The organism is Desulfobacula toluolica Tol2 (assembly GCF_000307105.1).
Classification (GTDB): domain Bacteria; phylum Desulfobacterota; class Desulfobacteria; order Desulfobacterales; family Desulfobacteraceae; genus Desulfobacula; species Desulfobacula toluolica.
This window is the reverse complement of sequence record NC_018645.1, coordinates 5183384-5197905: the sequence shown is the minus strand read 5'-3', so window position 1 is coordinate 5197905 and position 14522 is coordinate 5183384. Positions and strand designations below refer to the sequence as shown.

Below are 14522 nucleotides of genomic sequence, written 5' to 3'. Positions count from 1 at the left end.
TTAAGATCCTTCTCTTAAAATAGTACATCCCTCAATATCTATATCAAATTATTGGAATTATCAATTGTTAATTTTGAATCTCTTGCTTTCAAAATTAACAGCCTGCTGGATATTAACGACAGCAGACATTGTAATTTCCGGTGACCGCAATTTGCTTATTAAATTATTTTAAATTATAATAATTTAAATAAAGGGTGTTCAAATGTTTAAAACTGTTTAACACTTTGAACTTATAATCTTTTTTAAAACCAAGTTGTTTAAAATCAAGTTTAATTTTTTATTAGAATTGACGATTTTTAGATGTTAATTTTAATATGTTCAAAACTTGCGGTTTTTAAACATATTTATTTGAATAAGCATATGCAGACTTTAAAATGCTGTAATTATTCATCATTCAAATTTTATAGGTTCTTTTATTCAAAAGTTTTAAAATATAGTGTTGATAAATTTAATATATATAAAAAATAAATCCGTCTTAAACAAAAATATTTAACGACAAAAAAGCAACGGTAATTTTTATGAAGAAAATGTAGCAGCAGTAAAAAATTTTGGTAAAATAATTGAATTGATCAGAAAAATTCTTCAATTGGGTTTTGACAATTTTTTTGAAATAAAAATTTCATCTAAAACCCCTCTTCTCTTAAAATAGTATATCCCTCAATACCTATATCAAATTATTGGAATTATCAATTGTTAATTTTGAATCTCTTGCTTTCAAAATTAACAGCCTGCTGGATATTAACGACAGCAGACATTGTAATTTCCGGTGACCGCAATTTGCTTATTAAATTATTTTAAATTATAATAATTTAAATAAAGGGTGTTCAAATGTTTAAAACTGTTTAACACTTTGAACTTATAATCTTTTTTAAAACCAAGTTGTTTAAAATCAAGTTTAATTTTTTATTAGAATTGACGATTTTTAGATGTTAATTTTAATATGTTCAAAACTTGCGGTTTTTAAACATATTTATTTGAATAAGCATATTTAGACGTTAACATACTGTAATTATTAATTATTCAAATTAAATAAGTCCTTTTATTCAAACATTTTAAAATAGAGTGTTGATAACTTTAATACGATTTTTGTAGAGAGGGGTTCTGCATGATATTCTATTTGGATATTATTGAATCCTGGGTACTTACTTTTTGTTGTGGGCAAACCAAGGTGAAAGACCAGGTCTGCCCGTGTCAGTTATTTATGTTGTTTGTATCCCATGGGCAGTTTTTTGAATCGACCGCCGTAAATAATTGGGTCTCCTTTATACCCCAAGGCTTTAAAATCTATATAATCTGTTTTTTCAATCAAATGCCCGACATCTCTTCCTTTGGATTTCATATATGAAAAATCCGTTCCCTTATGGGCAATTTGTTTGAAATCAACTTTGCGATTGTCCTGATGGCATCGGTTGCAGGTTTGTTCGCCTTTAAGGCTTTCATGACATTGAACACAGGACAATGCCATGTTTGCAGGCATCACCTCGTGTTCCAGACGCCAGTACATCCAGGTTTCTTTCCATTTGTATGATCCACTGTATTCAAGCCCTACTGCATTCATGCCATCTTGAAAAGATTTTTCCCAATCAAGATTTTTCCAATAGGCAGTTGTGTCATCCTTGTTGCGTGGAAAAAGATGGGGGATAATGATATGATCATGGTCCGCATCAACCGGCTGAATTCCCTTCATAATCTTGAATGGCGTGATTTTTGAATTTGGATCATTAATGGAGCCGACAGGTTCTGTTAAATTAATAACATCAGCATTGATATCAACTTTGTCTCCCATTAACACGCGATTCATATATCCCGAGTCCCATGCGTAATCAGGTACGGCTGACTCTTCCCATTTAAATTCACCTTTTTTCCAGTTATAATCAGGCTTTCCATATTTGTCCTTTTGTGGTTTTCGTTTTTTATCCCCTGCCTTTGACCAGTCCCACCACGTCTTGGTGGGTTTGCATTTTGCAAAAACCGGTGAATGGCATACATTGCAATCAAGGGTTTTTGAATGGTTGTTTAAATGGTGATCCAAAAGACCGCCGCTGTAATGGGGAGATCCTGAATGACATTGCTCGCAGGATACTTTTCCTTCGGCAACAGGAACAGAAGAGCTTCTGCCTGCAATTTTATGATTCCGTGTTTTATGACATTGGGTACAGGAAAAATCATATCCACCCATGTGGACATCACAGCTTCGACTTGGTTCCAGAAGTTGCCTTGACATATCCGCATGTTTAATGGCATCCCCTCCGCCACCGTTAAAATGACATGAACCGCAGCTTGCCCGGCTGCTATGACCTACATTTTCAGCTACAAAATTCAAATCAACATCTTTTGTCGGCATGCCTGCTCCGGGCGGGTTTTTTTTATATTTGCCCGTTGTATCGTGGCATATCAAACAATCTAACTTGGTTTTATCAGTAAAATCAAAAGAATCATCTTTCCATCCATATCCTACATGACAACTTGTGCAACGAGCCTCGTTGCTGATTGGACTGATTCAGTAATTGTTCAGGGCTGTTGAGCCCTTTCCATGCATGATATCCTTTCGATGACCCGTTGTATATGGAGACGGGCCTTTCCACAGCCAGTGGGCCGTGGTCAGCATATCTTCAGCCTGGGTGTCATGGCATCTCAAACATTCTGCTGTCACCTGGAAGGGATCTGCATTCTTTGGCAGTTTCACCAGTTCCTTGTGATCCGGCACATTCTGCAGATGGCACCCTTTGCAATCCACAGGGCCTTTGGCTTCTGTCTTATGACATTCCATGCACTGCTGATGGTAAGCCGCCTTAAGGCCTATACGCTCAGGATGATCCGAATTAAAAGAGTCCTGATGACAGGCTGAACACCTTGTTGTTTCCAGGGCTGTTTCATCTTTGGGCCTGTAATGATGGCATTTGCTGCAGTCTTTGGTAAGGGCGGCATGCCTTTTATGAGCAAATCTGACAGGCTCGTAATGATTTTCTCTTTTTTTTATGATGGGACTGTCCAATAAAAAATATACATCTGTAACATCTTTTAATGAAATTCCCGCATCCATCAAACGAATTTTACGAACAATCTGATGGTCATCCTTGTACTCTTTGATAAACGGGACAACCTCTTTTGCTTTTTCTTTTGCTTTTTCCTGATCCGGAGCTGTCCAGGTCTTTGCCTCACACAATTGCGCTGTTAAAATCACAAGACCTGTCAAAAATAAAAAACCTTTCAAAATAACAGAAACAGTCGTGAAAATATTTTTTCTTATCATGGGGATACCTCCCTGGATTCTTGTAAAACCGGCAAATAGGTCACAACAATTCTATAAACAAACATCAAAGTTGCGATAAGACCCAGGGTGACAAATATTTCTCCGGGTGCCGGAAAATAGACATTTTCGCTCAATGGCGGTTTGTATCCTACGATGAACACATTTATCCTGTTCAGTACTACGCCGCCCACAATCAAGGATGCGGCTGTAAAAATTCCTGTTTTTGAATTTCTAATCTTTGTAAAAAGCAGCATTATCCACGGCACTATTACTCCAAAAAGCATCTCCACAACAAATGAATTGGTTTGATATGTTCCGTCTAAAAGATAAATCCAGGTTCCCCTGACTGCCAGGTCTCCGAGTTTGAGAAACATATAGATGCCCAAAAGAACAATGGTAATACGGGTTAAAGGAGACAATATATTCATCTCTGAATCCAGCTTAAAAGAAGCGGTTGCAATGGTTGTTTCAAATACGACCATTGGGTAGCCCACAGCAAATGCTGATGTTAAAAACAACAGCGGTAAAATCGGCGTATACCATAACGGATGAAGCTTGGTCGGTGCAACAAGCATCAGTGAACCTAAACTTGACTGATGCATGCAGGACAACACAACGCCTAAAATTATAAAGATCCACATGATTTTATCCAAAATTGCATCCCCGATGGTGAGTATCCAGTCTGTCAGGCCATTGAATGCGGACAATAAACCCGGAAGATTTACCTTGCCTTTGAATTGTTCTGCAATGATTGGAAAAAATTCAATATACAAAACATTCAGATAAACCATTACACACATGGCTACTTCAAACAGAACTGAATTTGTGTTCCAGTTGAACATGGGTTTCCAGATGGCCCATGAACGGCCGATATCAACCAGCAGTCCCAGGACAACAAAGGTGTACCCCAGAGCGGCTGTTAACAATGCGGGACGGGTAATGGGTTCATAATAATGTTTTCCCAGAATATGAGCAAGGGCAGCAGTTGTAAATCCGCCTGCAGCAAGGGCGACTCCCGTTGCAACATCAACCCCCACCCATAGCCCCCAGGGCCTTGCATTACTCAAGTTGGTTACGTAGCCTATGCCGCCGGTAAATCTGGCAATAACAGCAATTGCGCCCGCTGCCATGAAAACCAGCAGCACAAGAATACCCGGAGTTAAAATTTTTTTATTTAAAGGACTTGCTTTCATCATGCCCCTCCTTGACTTTATTTTGCGATTTTCCCTGGGTATTGTTTGATTTGTACATGATGGCACCCAGAATGCCAAAAAGTGCCAGAGGCGACCATAAAAAACTGAACAATGAATGCTGTATTGTCTCAGAAAGCTTGGGGGACGGAGTGTCCGGCAATACCGGCAGGTTTACCAGCTCAAATGGGACAGAAGAGATATATAGCCATGATGTTCCACCGATCTCTTTTTCCCCATACACATGATTGATATATTTGCCGGGATTCTCTTTCAGCCTTTTTTTGGCAAGTGTTAAAAGCGTTTCTCTTTTTCCAAATGTCAGGGCTTCTGTTGGACAGATGGTTGCACATCCAGGCAGGCCGTCTTTTTTAGAAATTTTATCATAGCAAAATGTGCATTTCATAACTTTGGGTGTTATTGGGTCATGGTATTCATAAGCGGGAATTTCAAAGGGACACGCCACCATGCAGTACCGGCAGCCAATACATTTTGCTGCATCATACCTGACAGCACCTGTCTCATCTTTGGATAGGGCACCAACAATACAGGCTGACACACATGCCGGGTCCTGACAATGCATGCACTGAACCTTGGCATAGGTTGGAAGCGGCTTGTCAAAAGGGTCCAGTTTTCCTGTAAAATAGCGGTTTACAACTGTATATGATTTTTCATCAGGCCGTCTTGCCGTATCAAAAACAGTGCATTGACAATTGGGGCTTTCCGGGACAGGTAAATTGTTCACCTTACTACAGGCCTCTTCACATTTGCGACAGCCAACGCACCTGGTAAGATCCACCAGGCATCCATAGGGATCAGGGGGCGCCTTGGACTTCCATGCGCCTGCAGATGAGGGCATCGCAGTAACAGAAGCACCGGCTGCTCCTATAAATTTAAAAAAATTGCGTCTACTGAATTGCATTTATCCTCCTTTGTAAATAATTATTTTACATACAAAATTTTCTAACCTGTTGAAATTAAATATCTTTTATTATTTATTGTGTCAAAGTGATCTGCCATGGCCGTTTATATGAAAATCTTCAAAAAACCAAAAAGCGACTTTCAATCTTTATTGTGGGCAAACCAAGGTGAAAGACCAAGTCTGCCCGTGGCAGTTATTTTGTATAAGTTCTTGAGCCTTTTTTTATTACAAGGCAGATACAATCCACACTCTTTTTTTTGTAGAGTATTTCATCTCCTGAGCGTTTAATAATCACTATCAAATCCTTTACTACTTCTAAATCCGCCAGCATAACCTCTATAAGATCTCCTTGTTCCATGGATTTGAGACGACTTTTGCATTTAAGCAGATCAATAGGAGAAATTACCCCCCTGAGATCCAAAATTGTTTTTGATGTCATAGCGACTCCAATCATTAATATATAAAATGATAAAATATTATAGCTGCAACAGGTATGCCTAAAGCGGTAATAGGGGCGTTTAAAATCATAACCATTTGTTTTTATATGATCATATTTGACATCTGGGTTGACTGCCTGCCTATTAAATAGTATTTTAACAACTGTTTAAATACTAATAATATTTTAACATGTGTTTAAACACTTAAACACATGTTAAAGAGAGTCATCAAACAGTCACAAAATAAATATTAGGACTAAAGGAGATGGTCAATGGATGAACATGAAATGAACACCTTCTGGAAAAAAATTGTTAACACAATAAATGACGGGCTTATGTTTATCGGCCCTGAAGGGTCTATTTTGATGGTCAACAAAGCTTTTGAAACCCTTACCGGGTACACTTCAAAAGAGGCTATCGGCATGTCCTGCAGTATGTTGGGCTGTGATGCCTGTGAGCAGACCCTGCAAACAAGTAAGCAATCTGTATGGTGCAAATTATTTGAAGAAGATCAACAGGATATGAAAAAATGCCGATGTCTTATCAAATGCAAAGACGGAAGTTTTTTGCCGGTTTTAAAAAACGCCTCCGTACTTTGGGATGAAAACCGTTTGGTGATGGGTGTTGTGGAAACACTAACAGACATATCTGAACTGACAAAACTGGATGAAAAAATCCATATCTTTTCCAGGCAATATGACAGTGAAAGCGATTTTTTAGGGCTTGTGGGCAAATCGCCTCAAATGCAGTTCATATTTGACATGATTAGAAAAACTGCCGAAAGCACCGCACCCGTAATTATTCTGGGTGAGAGCGGAACCGGAAAAGAACTGGTGGCAAATGCCATTCATTTGTCCGGCACAAGAAAAAGTGGCCCTTTTATTCAACTCAATTGTGCAGCATTAAATGAAGCCGTTCTTGAAAGCGAGTTGTTCGGTCATGCCAAAGGTTCGTTCACAGGTGCTTATAATAACCGAATCGGCCGATTTGAAGCTGCCAACCATGGCGATTTTTTCTTGGATGAAATAGGTGATATTCCCCTGCCCATACAGACCAAATTATTAAGGGTTCTTGAGTCAGGCAAGTTTGAAAGAGTAGGAGACATTTTACCCATTAAGGCTGATGTGCGAATTATTACTGCTACAAACAAAAATCTTGAAGAATTGATCGAACAAAAGAAATTCAGACAAGATTTGTTTTTCAGAATAAATGTGATTCCGATACATCTGCCGCCTTTAAGAGAACGAAAAGAAGACATTCCTGTCCTGCTCAATTGCTTTATTCGCAATTTAAACATAAAAACCGGAAAAACAATTCACGGCTTGAGCCATGAAGCCATGGAAAACATTATGGATTACCACTGGCCGGGTAATATCAGGGAACTTAAAAATTCAATGGAGTATGCGTTTGTTATCACGGAAGGGTCCAGTATCCAATTAGAGCATTTGCCTAAAAAAATCAGTGCATCACAAAACACACCTTCCTCTCCGGTTAAGGAATTGATAAAAAATCAGGCCCTGCCCAATGAAAAAAAGCAATTAATCGAAGCACTCAAACAGACAAAAGGGAACCAGACAAAAGCGGCAAAACTTCTTAAGATCAACAGGGTAACGGTCTGGAACCGCATGAGAAAATATGGACTTGATCTTAAAAAAGTTTTGTCAGTATAAATATCTTTATCAGAAGTTATTTAATCCGTGTTCTTTATTATATATTCTTTTAATAAAGATTAATAATACTAATAAAGAGTGTTTAAATGTTTAAAACTGTTTAAAAAATTGAATTTATTAATAATTTTAGTTGTTATTTAAATATTATTGTTTTGATTTGTTTTGATAAAAAAGACCAATTTTATCATCTTTTTTTAAGGTGTCCAAAACTTGCAAGTTTTAAACACTTTATTAAAATGAACCAATCCAGGCTTTAATTTCTTGTAATCCTTTATTATTCCAGTCATCTGATGTTCTTTGCTCAATATATTTTAAAAACAGAGTGTCAATAATTTCAAAAATTTTAAAGCAAAAAGATGCTTTTTCCAGCACCAGCCCTTCTATTTCATCTTCATTACCGGACAGATCGGTTTTTGGGGTCTTCAGACCTGTAATATTAAAGCTGTCTCCCTTGATGGTAAATTTATATTCATCTTCATTTATTTTACAGATAAGGTTTATCTGGGTAACAAAAGCACCTTTTTTTAAGGCCGTGGTCCCTTCTTCAAGACCGGCCTGATCTCCTTTTATGGTAATTTTTTCCTTTGATTTATCCCCTAATTTATTTTCAAGGACAATGGAATTGCCCACTTTAAGGGTGACAGCATCTTTTGAATCTAAAATAGATGATATATTGTGATCATTTTCAATTAAAAACCAGGTCCAGGTTAAAAAGTCATTTCCAAGAAATTCATATTTATTATAAGCGGTTGCAATATCAAGCATAAAAATCACCTCGAATATGTTACGGGAACAAGTGAAAGTACCCTGTCTTTTTGCGGGTCTGAAAAATTTGATTTTGTTTCAACAATTGTATATGGAAACAGACGAATGGGTTTTAAATTAAAGGATTTTAAAAACAGGGTTTCAAAAAATTCATTGGCGGCTTTCTGTGTGGTATACAAATAAAGGTTATTTTCTTCATAATTCCAGAGTACATCATACACATTGGGAATGGACGGTATCTTATGCATTAAAATATCTGTGACCATCTCCTTTATTTCTGATTTTTCATTTTTAGAAATAAAATCTCTTCCTGATTCTTCCTTTTTTTTTTCAATTTCAATGGCCATATGTTTTTGGATCACTTTGGCTGGAATTGATTTTTTATCAATTCTCAAAGAAAAAAGAAAATAGGTTCCAAACTGAAAAGAAAATTTTTCAAAATCAGGATTATACGGGCTTTCAACCGGTGTCCATCCGGCTGAAATTTCATCATACTCACTTTCTATTTTTGGAATTGAATATTTTATCAAGTTATTTCGCACTTCTTCTGTTATTGAACCCTCAATTTTTCCGTCAATATGATACCGGCTGACAGAGTGTGTTGAAGAAATTAATCCCATGCATTCATCCTTGTTAAAAGTGTTTATAAATATCTATTATTATTAATAAATAATATGTCATTTTGTCGAATCTTTTTATCATAGTTTAATAAAAATGAACAGAACTCTTCTGTTGTCTATGAGTTGTATGAATATTTCTAATCTTTGATTATCCATTTTTTAGCACGTGGCTTTTAAACATACCCAAATCACGAGTATATTTGCAGGTTTCATGATTCAATGGATCAAGTTTTGCAAATGCCAAAAATATTTATAAAAGATAAAAAACAATCATTGCCAGTGGATTTTCCGAATCAGAAGATGTATGAATTATCAATGATTCAGGTCCCGGATATTTTACAAAGAAACCGTGTATTATATTGAAAATTGAAATTGACGTTATAGAGGAGTTGAAAAAATAGTGGATATTTTAAAAATAAAATCTGAAATGCAGGAATGGTCAAAAAACAAAAAAAAAGAATCAAAAACCATATGCTTTGTCCCTACCATGGGATATTTGCACCAGGGACACATCTCCCTGATGGAAAAAGGTGCTCCATTGTGTGATGAGCTGGTACTCAGCATCTTTGTAAATCCGACTCAATTCGGACCCAATGAAGACTTGGATTCTTATCCTTCCAATATTGAAAATGATTTGTCACTTGCAAAAAAAGCGGGTGCAACAGCGGTTTTTCTGCCCAACAAAGAAAATATCTATCCTGAAAATTATCAGACTGAAATACGGCTCAAATATCTTCCCGATCATTTATGCGGAAAATTCAGGCCGGTCCATTTTACAGGAGTTGCAACCGTGGTCACTAAATTGTTTAACATTGTTATGCCGGATATGGCTGTATTCGGACAAAAAGATTATCAGCAGCTTCAGATTATTCGACAATTAACGCTTGATCTGGATTTTGACATCAAGATCATAGCAGGCGATATCATACGTGAAAAAGATGGTCTTGCAATGAGTTCGCGCAATGCATATCTTTCCAAATCTCAAAGGGCATCAGCCTTAAGCCTCTGGCAATCATTGAACCTGGCAAAAGAATTGATTGCCAAGGGAGAAAAAGATTCCGGGAAAATCAAACATAAGATGGAAACTTTTTTTAAAACATTTTCACAAACAACTCCAGAGTATATCTGCTTTTGTGATCCCCAAACCCTTGATCATGTTGACAGTATTGAAAATCAGGTTTTATTGGCGTTGGCCGTGAAAATCGGAAAAACAAGGTTAATTGATAATGCCCTTATTGATCCTTCACGATAATAACCCGGCATTCTTTTAAAAAGGTATGACGTTCTGTTGCTTTTTCCAACAGGCGATAATCTGACATGCTGATAACAATGGTGGCATTGGGTTTTTCTTGTTTGCGAAGTCCGGTCAAAACCAGGGGGTGCAGGCCGGTTCTTTTGTCCTTTAATGCCTGGTCCATACTGCAAAGATACTTGCACACCCCGTTTTGAACGGCAAATTCCCTGCTGATAAAAACAAAAGAATATATTTCATGGCCCTGTTCACTGACAACCACAGGATTAAGAACCGGCTCAACCCCCAACCCTCTTGCATCAATGATCAGACCCGTATAAAAATTATACCCTCTTACTTTAATGTTTTCCTGTTGTATTATAGGATTAATTATAGGTATCTGTAAAATATCTTCCGGCAATACCAATTGTAAAAAACCCCCAAACATAGAAGTTTCAATCATTATTTCCACGGCAAGGGCAGAAGTATAATACTGATTCATAATAATGGCATCCCTTGCTGTTTTTTCCATACCCGCTAAAATAAAATCATTTTTAGAGGCATACTCGCCCACAGTCAATGCAGCATTAATTTTTATTTGTTTTAAAATCTCTATGATCTGCCTGTTTGCATCAGCCCTTGCCGATCCAGGCACTGATTTATGCGAGCCTTTTCTATTATCTTCAGGTGACGCCTTGCCAATGGCTGTTATTTTTCCGGTACTCCAATTGATGGCCCCGTTCTCAAATCGGGTAACACAATTATAAATGCCGGATTGATCCTGATCTGCCATACACGCGGCAGCCATAAAAAAAACAAACCAGACAACAGCCCAGGCAGATGACGGGTATTTTTTGTTTTGTCTAATAATTTTGTTTTGCACTTGGTTAATTTTTTAGAAAATTTGATTCAATAAAATCGGCTATCTTCGTTATATCTTCCAGTCCGAATATAGGCACATCCGGCTTGTGGTCCGAATCCGTAACAAAGGCGATCATATTTTTATCATCCATACACAATGGTTTTTTATGTACACTTTGTGTCCTGAAAATTTCTATTTTCGGAAGTGTTTGCTTTTTGAAGCCTTCGGCCAGAATTATGTCCATATCAGAAAGATAATATTTCATCTTTTCAATATAACTTGTCGTGTCATCTTTAATTATGGCAGCTTTATTGTGAGTAATCACAAGGGTCGATTTGGCACCTGCTTTTCTGTGACGCCAGCTGTCTTTGCCTTCTTTGTCCATCTCAAATCCATCATGAGCATGTTTTACAGATCCTATTTTATACCCTCGTTGTGTAAGGCAGGCGATCAGTTTTTCAAGAAGAGTGGTTTTGCCGGAGTTTGATTTTCCTACAATGGTAATTATTTTTGGTTTCATAGACTTTATCTTTGCTGCTGTTGATTAAATTTTTTATAAAAATAGTGTTCAAAACAAGGAAAGTCAAGCAGGATAACAGACCATTGAAGATCTTTACAAAAAAAGAACTCACTTGTATGATAAATTTTATGGTATAAAAACTGATTGTGCTTTAATGAAAGCATAACGAGTCACTGAAAAAATGATAATGATTTTATATTAAAATAAAATGGAGATCGGCTATGGGTGAACTTTTTTCAACAAAAGAAATTGCAAAATTTTTAAATGTAAATGAGAAAATGGTATATTCCCTCATTGCGGAAAAAGGCCTGCCTGCTTCTAAAGTAACTGGAAAATGGATTTTTCCTATAAACCTTGTTCGTCAATGGGTGGAACTGGGAACGGAAAATTACCCGCAACTTGCCAAACTTCCCCCTTATCACGGGCTTGTTCTTATTGCCGGCAGCAATGACTTGTTGCTGGACAAAATTATTTCAACTTTTAATATAAAGCACGAAGACCATATGGCCATGTTCGGCATTGCAGGTTCCATGGGAGGGTTAAAAGCCTTAAAGCAGAATCTTTGCCATATTGCCTCAAGCCATCTTGTCGCAGACAATGAAGATTATAATTTTCCATTTTTAAAAGATGAAATGGATCAGATGCCGGCTGTTGTAAATTTTTGTTTAAGAGAGCAGGGTATTATTGTCCAAAAATCAAATCCCAAAAATATCCGGTCTGCAAACGACCTTTGCAACAAAGATATCAAAATCATCAATCGTCAGTTGGGGACTGGAACCCGGCAGCTTTTTGACAGGGAACTGAAAAAATCAGGGATAAACATTGAATCCATAAACGGGTATGATAACACCGTGGCAAGGCACATGGATGTAGGTTTGGAAATCCTCATGAAAAAAGCAGATGCAGGTCCGGGCATCAGACCGGTTGCCAGTATCCTGGGGCTTGATTTCATTCCTGTCTGCAAGGAACGATTTGATTTGCTAATCACCAAGGAACGGTTCTTTGACAAAGGAGTTCAACTTTTTCTATCTCTTTTAAAAGGAAAGGTGATTCAGAACACTGCCAAACAATACGGTGGATATGATTTGTCAATGACCGGTAAAATGATTTATCCTGAGACAGACCCTGAATCTGAATAAATCCTTTCTACTCTGGATGTTAAAGCAGACACAATTTCATAATTGATTGTATTTATCTTTTTTGCCAACTCATCCGCACTAATGGTTTTATTGCCCTGTGATCCTATCAATACAACTTCATCGCCTGTTTTTACATCAGGTATGTCTCCCACATCAATCATGGTCTGATCCATGCAGACCCTTCCTACAATTGGTGCCTTGTATCCTTTCACAAGCATGGTGCCATTGGATGAAAACAGTCTTGAAAAACCGTCTGCATAGCCTACAGGTATTGATGCAAGGCGTGTAGGCTTTTGGGTTTTATGGGTTCTTCCGTAACTGACATAAAAGCCTTTGGGAACATTTCTGACCGCCGTCACAATGGAGGTTAATGACATGGCAGGTACAAGTGCCACCTTTGATTGGTCAACCTCAAAAGACGGATAGAGTCCGTAAAGAGAAATTCCAGCTCTCACCATATCAAAATGAGACCGGGCAAATCTAATAATACCGGCACTGTTGGCCGCATGGCACACTTCAAGATCCACTGCCTCTTTTCTTAAATCCTCCAGTAAAGATGTAAACAGATCTATCTGCATTTGTGTATAAGTTTTATCCTTGCTGTCGGCAGCGGCAAAATGAGTATAAATCCCGTTGAGATCAATACCCGGCAATCTTAAAATTTTTTTAATTTCTTTTACCGCTTTTTTTCTTGCAGATTGCTTTATTTCTCTTTGCTTTTCTGCTGCTTGACATGACGGCTTTTTATCAGTTTTATCAATAATCATGCCGACCCGACCCATACCGGTATCCACTTTCAAATGGGCTTTAACATATTTGTTTGACCGCCTGGCCTCCCTGGACAACTGTTGGGCCATCTCAAATTCATAAACCGTTATCACCAGATCAAGGTCGACAGCCACTCTAACCTGTGACGGATGGATATATCCGAACATCAGTATGGGGGCCTGGATACCGGCCTCTCTTAGTTCAACAGCCTCATTGAGCCTGGCAATACCCAGCCAGTCGGCACCACTTTTCAAGGCTTTTTGTGCAACCCTTATTGCGCCGTGTCCATAAGCATTAGCTTTGACAACTGCCATGAATTTAGACTGCCCGGGTATCATCTGTTTTAGATGTTGAACATTGTGTTGAATTGCATCAAGGTCAATACAGGCTTTTACAAGAGGATATTCCATGGCTGCTTCCTTTTTAAAAAATTTTCATTTTTAACGCACCACGGATGTTGTAACATATTTATCGATTATTGCTTTGAGTTCAAGCATCTGTTTGTCGGAAAAAAAATTATGATCGGCTTTTAAAAATTTGGGGTCCAGTACGGTTACATTCCTGGAACATTTCTGAAGATTATATGTTGAGGCACCCATTATCATTTTACCGATATCGGTCATGATTTTTTTGTTGATAAAGGGTCTGACGCAAGTAGTTCTGAACTCATAGGCGGGCGCTTTGTTCATCAAAAGGCGGATACTTTCATAAATTTTTTTTGCATCAAATTTTCCCGGCACCACAAGATGATATTTTTCAAGACAGGTTTTGATATCCATTGATACAAAATCAACCAGTTCTTGTTCAAAAAGCTTTGCCAGTATTTCAGGACGGGTTCCGTTCGTGTCCAGCTTCAACCGGTATCCCATATCCTTGATGATCCTGCTGAATGCAATCAGATCTTCTTGCAGCGTGGGCTCTCCGCCTGAAATAACAACCCCTTCCAACAATCCTTTCCTTTTTTCAAGAAAGTTAAAAATCTTGTTTTCATCAAACAGATCTGTGGCCACCTTTTTTGGGGTGGCCACAAGATCAGGGTTATGGCAATACGGGCAGATAAAATTACAACCTTTTGTAAAAACAATGCATGCAATGGTTCCAGGAAAATCAATCAGGGTGTTTTTTTGAAATCCGCCAATCTTCAT

At 37.7% G+C, this 14522-nt stretch carries 13 protein-coding genes; 3 read left to right on the top strand and 10 right to left on the bottom strand.

What is annotated here, in order from left to right; genetic code table 11:
- Positions 1 to 1195: 1195 nt before the first annotated feature.
- From TOL2_RS23245 to TOL2_RS23230, 4 genes are all read right to left on the bottom strand, one after another.
- Positions 1196 to 3253: a tetrathionate reductase family octaheme c-type cytochrome gene (locus TOL2_RS23245; protein ID WP_014959717.1), complete on the bottom strand. Its 2058-nt coding sequence runs from the start codon at positions 3251 to 3253 to the stop codon at positions 1196 to 1198.
- Entirely contained in the window at positions 3250 to 4449 is a 1200-nt protein-coding gene (gene nrfD / locus TOL2_RS23240; RefSeq protein ID WP_014959716.1) for an NrfD/PsrC family molybdoenzyme membrane anchor subunit, read from the bottom strand. The genes TOL2_RS23245 and nrfD overlap by 4 nt, the downstream gene beginning before the upstream one ends.
- Positions 4424 to 5365 carry a hydrogenase 2 operon protein HybA gene (hybA, locus tag TOL2_RS23235; protein WP_014959715.1) on the bottom strand — a complete coding sequence of 314 codons (942 nt, stop codon included), beginning with the start codon at positions 5363 to 5365 and terminating at the stop codon, positions 4424 to 4426. The genes nrfD and hybA overlap by 26 nt, the downstream gene beginning before the upstream one ends.
- Before the next feature lie 193 nt (positions 5366 to 5558).
- Positions 5559 to 5804: a sulfurtransferase TusA family protein gene (locus tag TOL2_RS23230; protein ID WP_014959714.1), complete on the bottom strand. Its 246-nt coding sequence runs from the start codon at positions 5802 to 5804 to the stop codon at positions 5559 to 5561.
- 270 nt (positions 5805 to 6074) lie between these two features.
- Between TOL2_RS23230 and TOL2_RS23225 the strand changes: the two genes are divergently transcribed.
- Positions 6075 to 7472 (top strand): sigma-54 interaction domain-containing protein, encoded by a 1398-nt coding sequence (locus tag TOL2_RS23225; RefSeq protein WP_014959713.1) that lies wholly within the window; start codon positions 6075 to 6077, stop codon positions 7470 to 7472.
- A 231-nt stretch (positions 7473 to 7703) separates the two neighbouring features.
- Here the strand turns inward: TOL2_RS23225 and TOL2_RS23220 are convergent, their stop codons facing one another.
- Complete coding sequence (locus TOL2_RS23220; RefSeq protein ID WP_014959712.1) at positions 7704 to 8237, bottom strand: hypothetical protein; 534 nt, start codon at positions 8235 to 8237, stop codon at positions 7704 to 7706.
- Positions 8238 to 8242: 5 nt separating this feature from the next.
- Positions 8243 to 8857: a recombination-associated protein RdgC gene (rdgC, locus tag TOL2_RS23215; RefSeq protein ID WP_014959711.1), complete on the bottom strand. Its 615-nt coding sequence runs from the start codon at positions 8855 to 8857 to the stop codon at positions 8243 to 8245.
- Positions 8858 to 9257: 400 nt separating this feature from the next.
- Here rdgC and panC point away from each other — a divergent pair, with 400 nt between their 5' ends.
- Positions 9258 to 10109: a pantoate--beta-alanine ligase gene (panC, locus tag TOL2_RS23210; protein WP_041279698.1), complete on the top strand. Its 852-nt coding sequence runs from the start codon at positions 9258 to 9260 to the stop codon at positions 10107 to 10109.
- Here the strand turns inward: panC and TOL2_RS23205 are convergent.
- Together TOL2_RS23205 and mobB are read right to left on the bottom strand one after the other, a co-directional pair.
- A complete protein-coding gene (locus tag TOL2_RS23205; RefSeq protein ID WP_148278169.1) occupies positions 10090 to 10896 on the bottom strand; it encodes a hypothetical protein in 807 nt (268 codons plus the stop codon). The two genes, panC and TOL2_RS23205, sit on opposite strands and share 20 nt — an antisense overlap.
- Positions 10897 to 10975: 79 nt before the next feature.
- Entirely contained in the window at positions 10976 to 11470 is a 495-nt protein-coding gene (mobB, locus tag TOL2_RS23200) for a molybdopterin-guanine dinucleotide biosynthesis protein B (protein ID WP_014959708.1), read from the bottom strand.
- 221 nt (positions 11471 to 11691) lie between these two features.
- Here mobB and TOL2_RS23195 point away from each other — a divergent pair, with 221 nt between their 5' ends.
- Positions 11692 to 12609 (top strand): helix-turn-helix transcriptional regulator, encoded by a 918-nt coding sequence (locus TOL2_RS23195; protein ID WP_014959707.1) that lies wholly within the window; start codon positions 11692 to 11694, stop codon positions 12607 to 12609.
- On the opposite strand, the gene alr is transcribed toward TOL2_RS23195, so the two are convergent.
- Positions 12579 to 13787 (bottom strand): alanine racemase, encoded by a 1209-nt coding sequence (alr, locus tag TOL2_RS23190; RefSeq protein WP_014959706.1) that lies wholly within the window; start codon positions 13785 to 13787, stop codon positions 12579 to 12581. The two genes, TOL2_RS23195 and alr, sit on opposite strands and share 31 nt — an antisense overlap.
- Positions 13788 to 13817: 30 nt before the next feature.
- Positions 13818 to 14522 (bottom strand): anaerobic ribonucleoside-triphosphate reductase activating protein, encoded by a 705-nt coding sequence (locus TOL2_RS23185; RefSeq protein WP_014959705.1) that lies wholly within the window; start codon positions 14520 to 14522, stop codon positions 13818 to 13820.

Coding starts and splice junctions, on each gene's coding strand:
- nrfD (WP_014959716.1), bottom strand. CDS start 4,449: ATGATGAAAGCAAGTCCTTTAAATAAAAAAATTTTAACTCCGGGTATT.
- hybA (WP_014959715.1), bottom strand. CDS start 5,365: ATGCAATTCAGTAGACGCAATTTTTTTAAATTTATAGGAGCAGCCGGT.
- TOL2_RS23230 (WP_014959714.1), bottom strand. CDS start 5,804: ATGACATCAAAAACAATTTTGGATCTCAGGGGGGTAATTTCTCCTATT.
- TOL2_RS23225 (WP_014959713.1), top strand. CDS start 6,075: ATGGATGAACATGAAATGAACACCTTCTGGAAAAAAATTGTTAACACA.
- TOL2_RS23220 (WP_014959712.1), bottom strand. CDS start 8,237: ATGCTTGATATTGCAACCGCTTATAATAAATATGAATTTCTTGGAAAT.
- rdgC (WP_014959711.1), bottom strand. CDS start 8,857: ATGGGATTAATTTCTTCAACACACTCTGTCAGCCGGTATCATATTGAC.
- TOL2_RS23205 (WP_148278169.1), bottom strand. CDS start 10,896: ATGGCTGCCGCGTGTATGGCAGATCAGGATCAATCCGGCATTTATAAT.
- mobB (WP_014959708.1), bottom strand. CDS start 11,470: ATGAAACCAAAAATAATTACCATTGTAGGAAAATCAAACTCCGGCAAA.
- TOL2_RS23195 (WP_014959707.1), top strand. CDS start 11,692: ATGGGTGAACTTTTTTCAACAAAAGAAATTGCAAAATTTTTAAATGTA.
- alr (WP_014959706.1), bottom strand. CDS start 13,787: ATGGAATATCCTCTTGTAAAAGCCTGTATTGACCTTGATGCAATTCAA.
- TOL2_RS23185 (WP_014959705.1), bottom strand. CDS start 14,522: ATGAAGATTGGCGGATTTCAAAAAAACACCCTGATTGATTTTCCTGGA.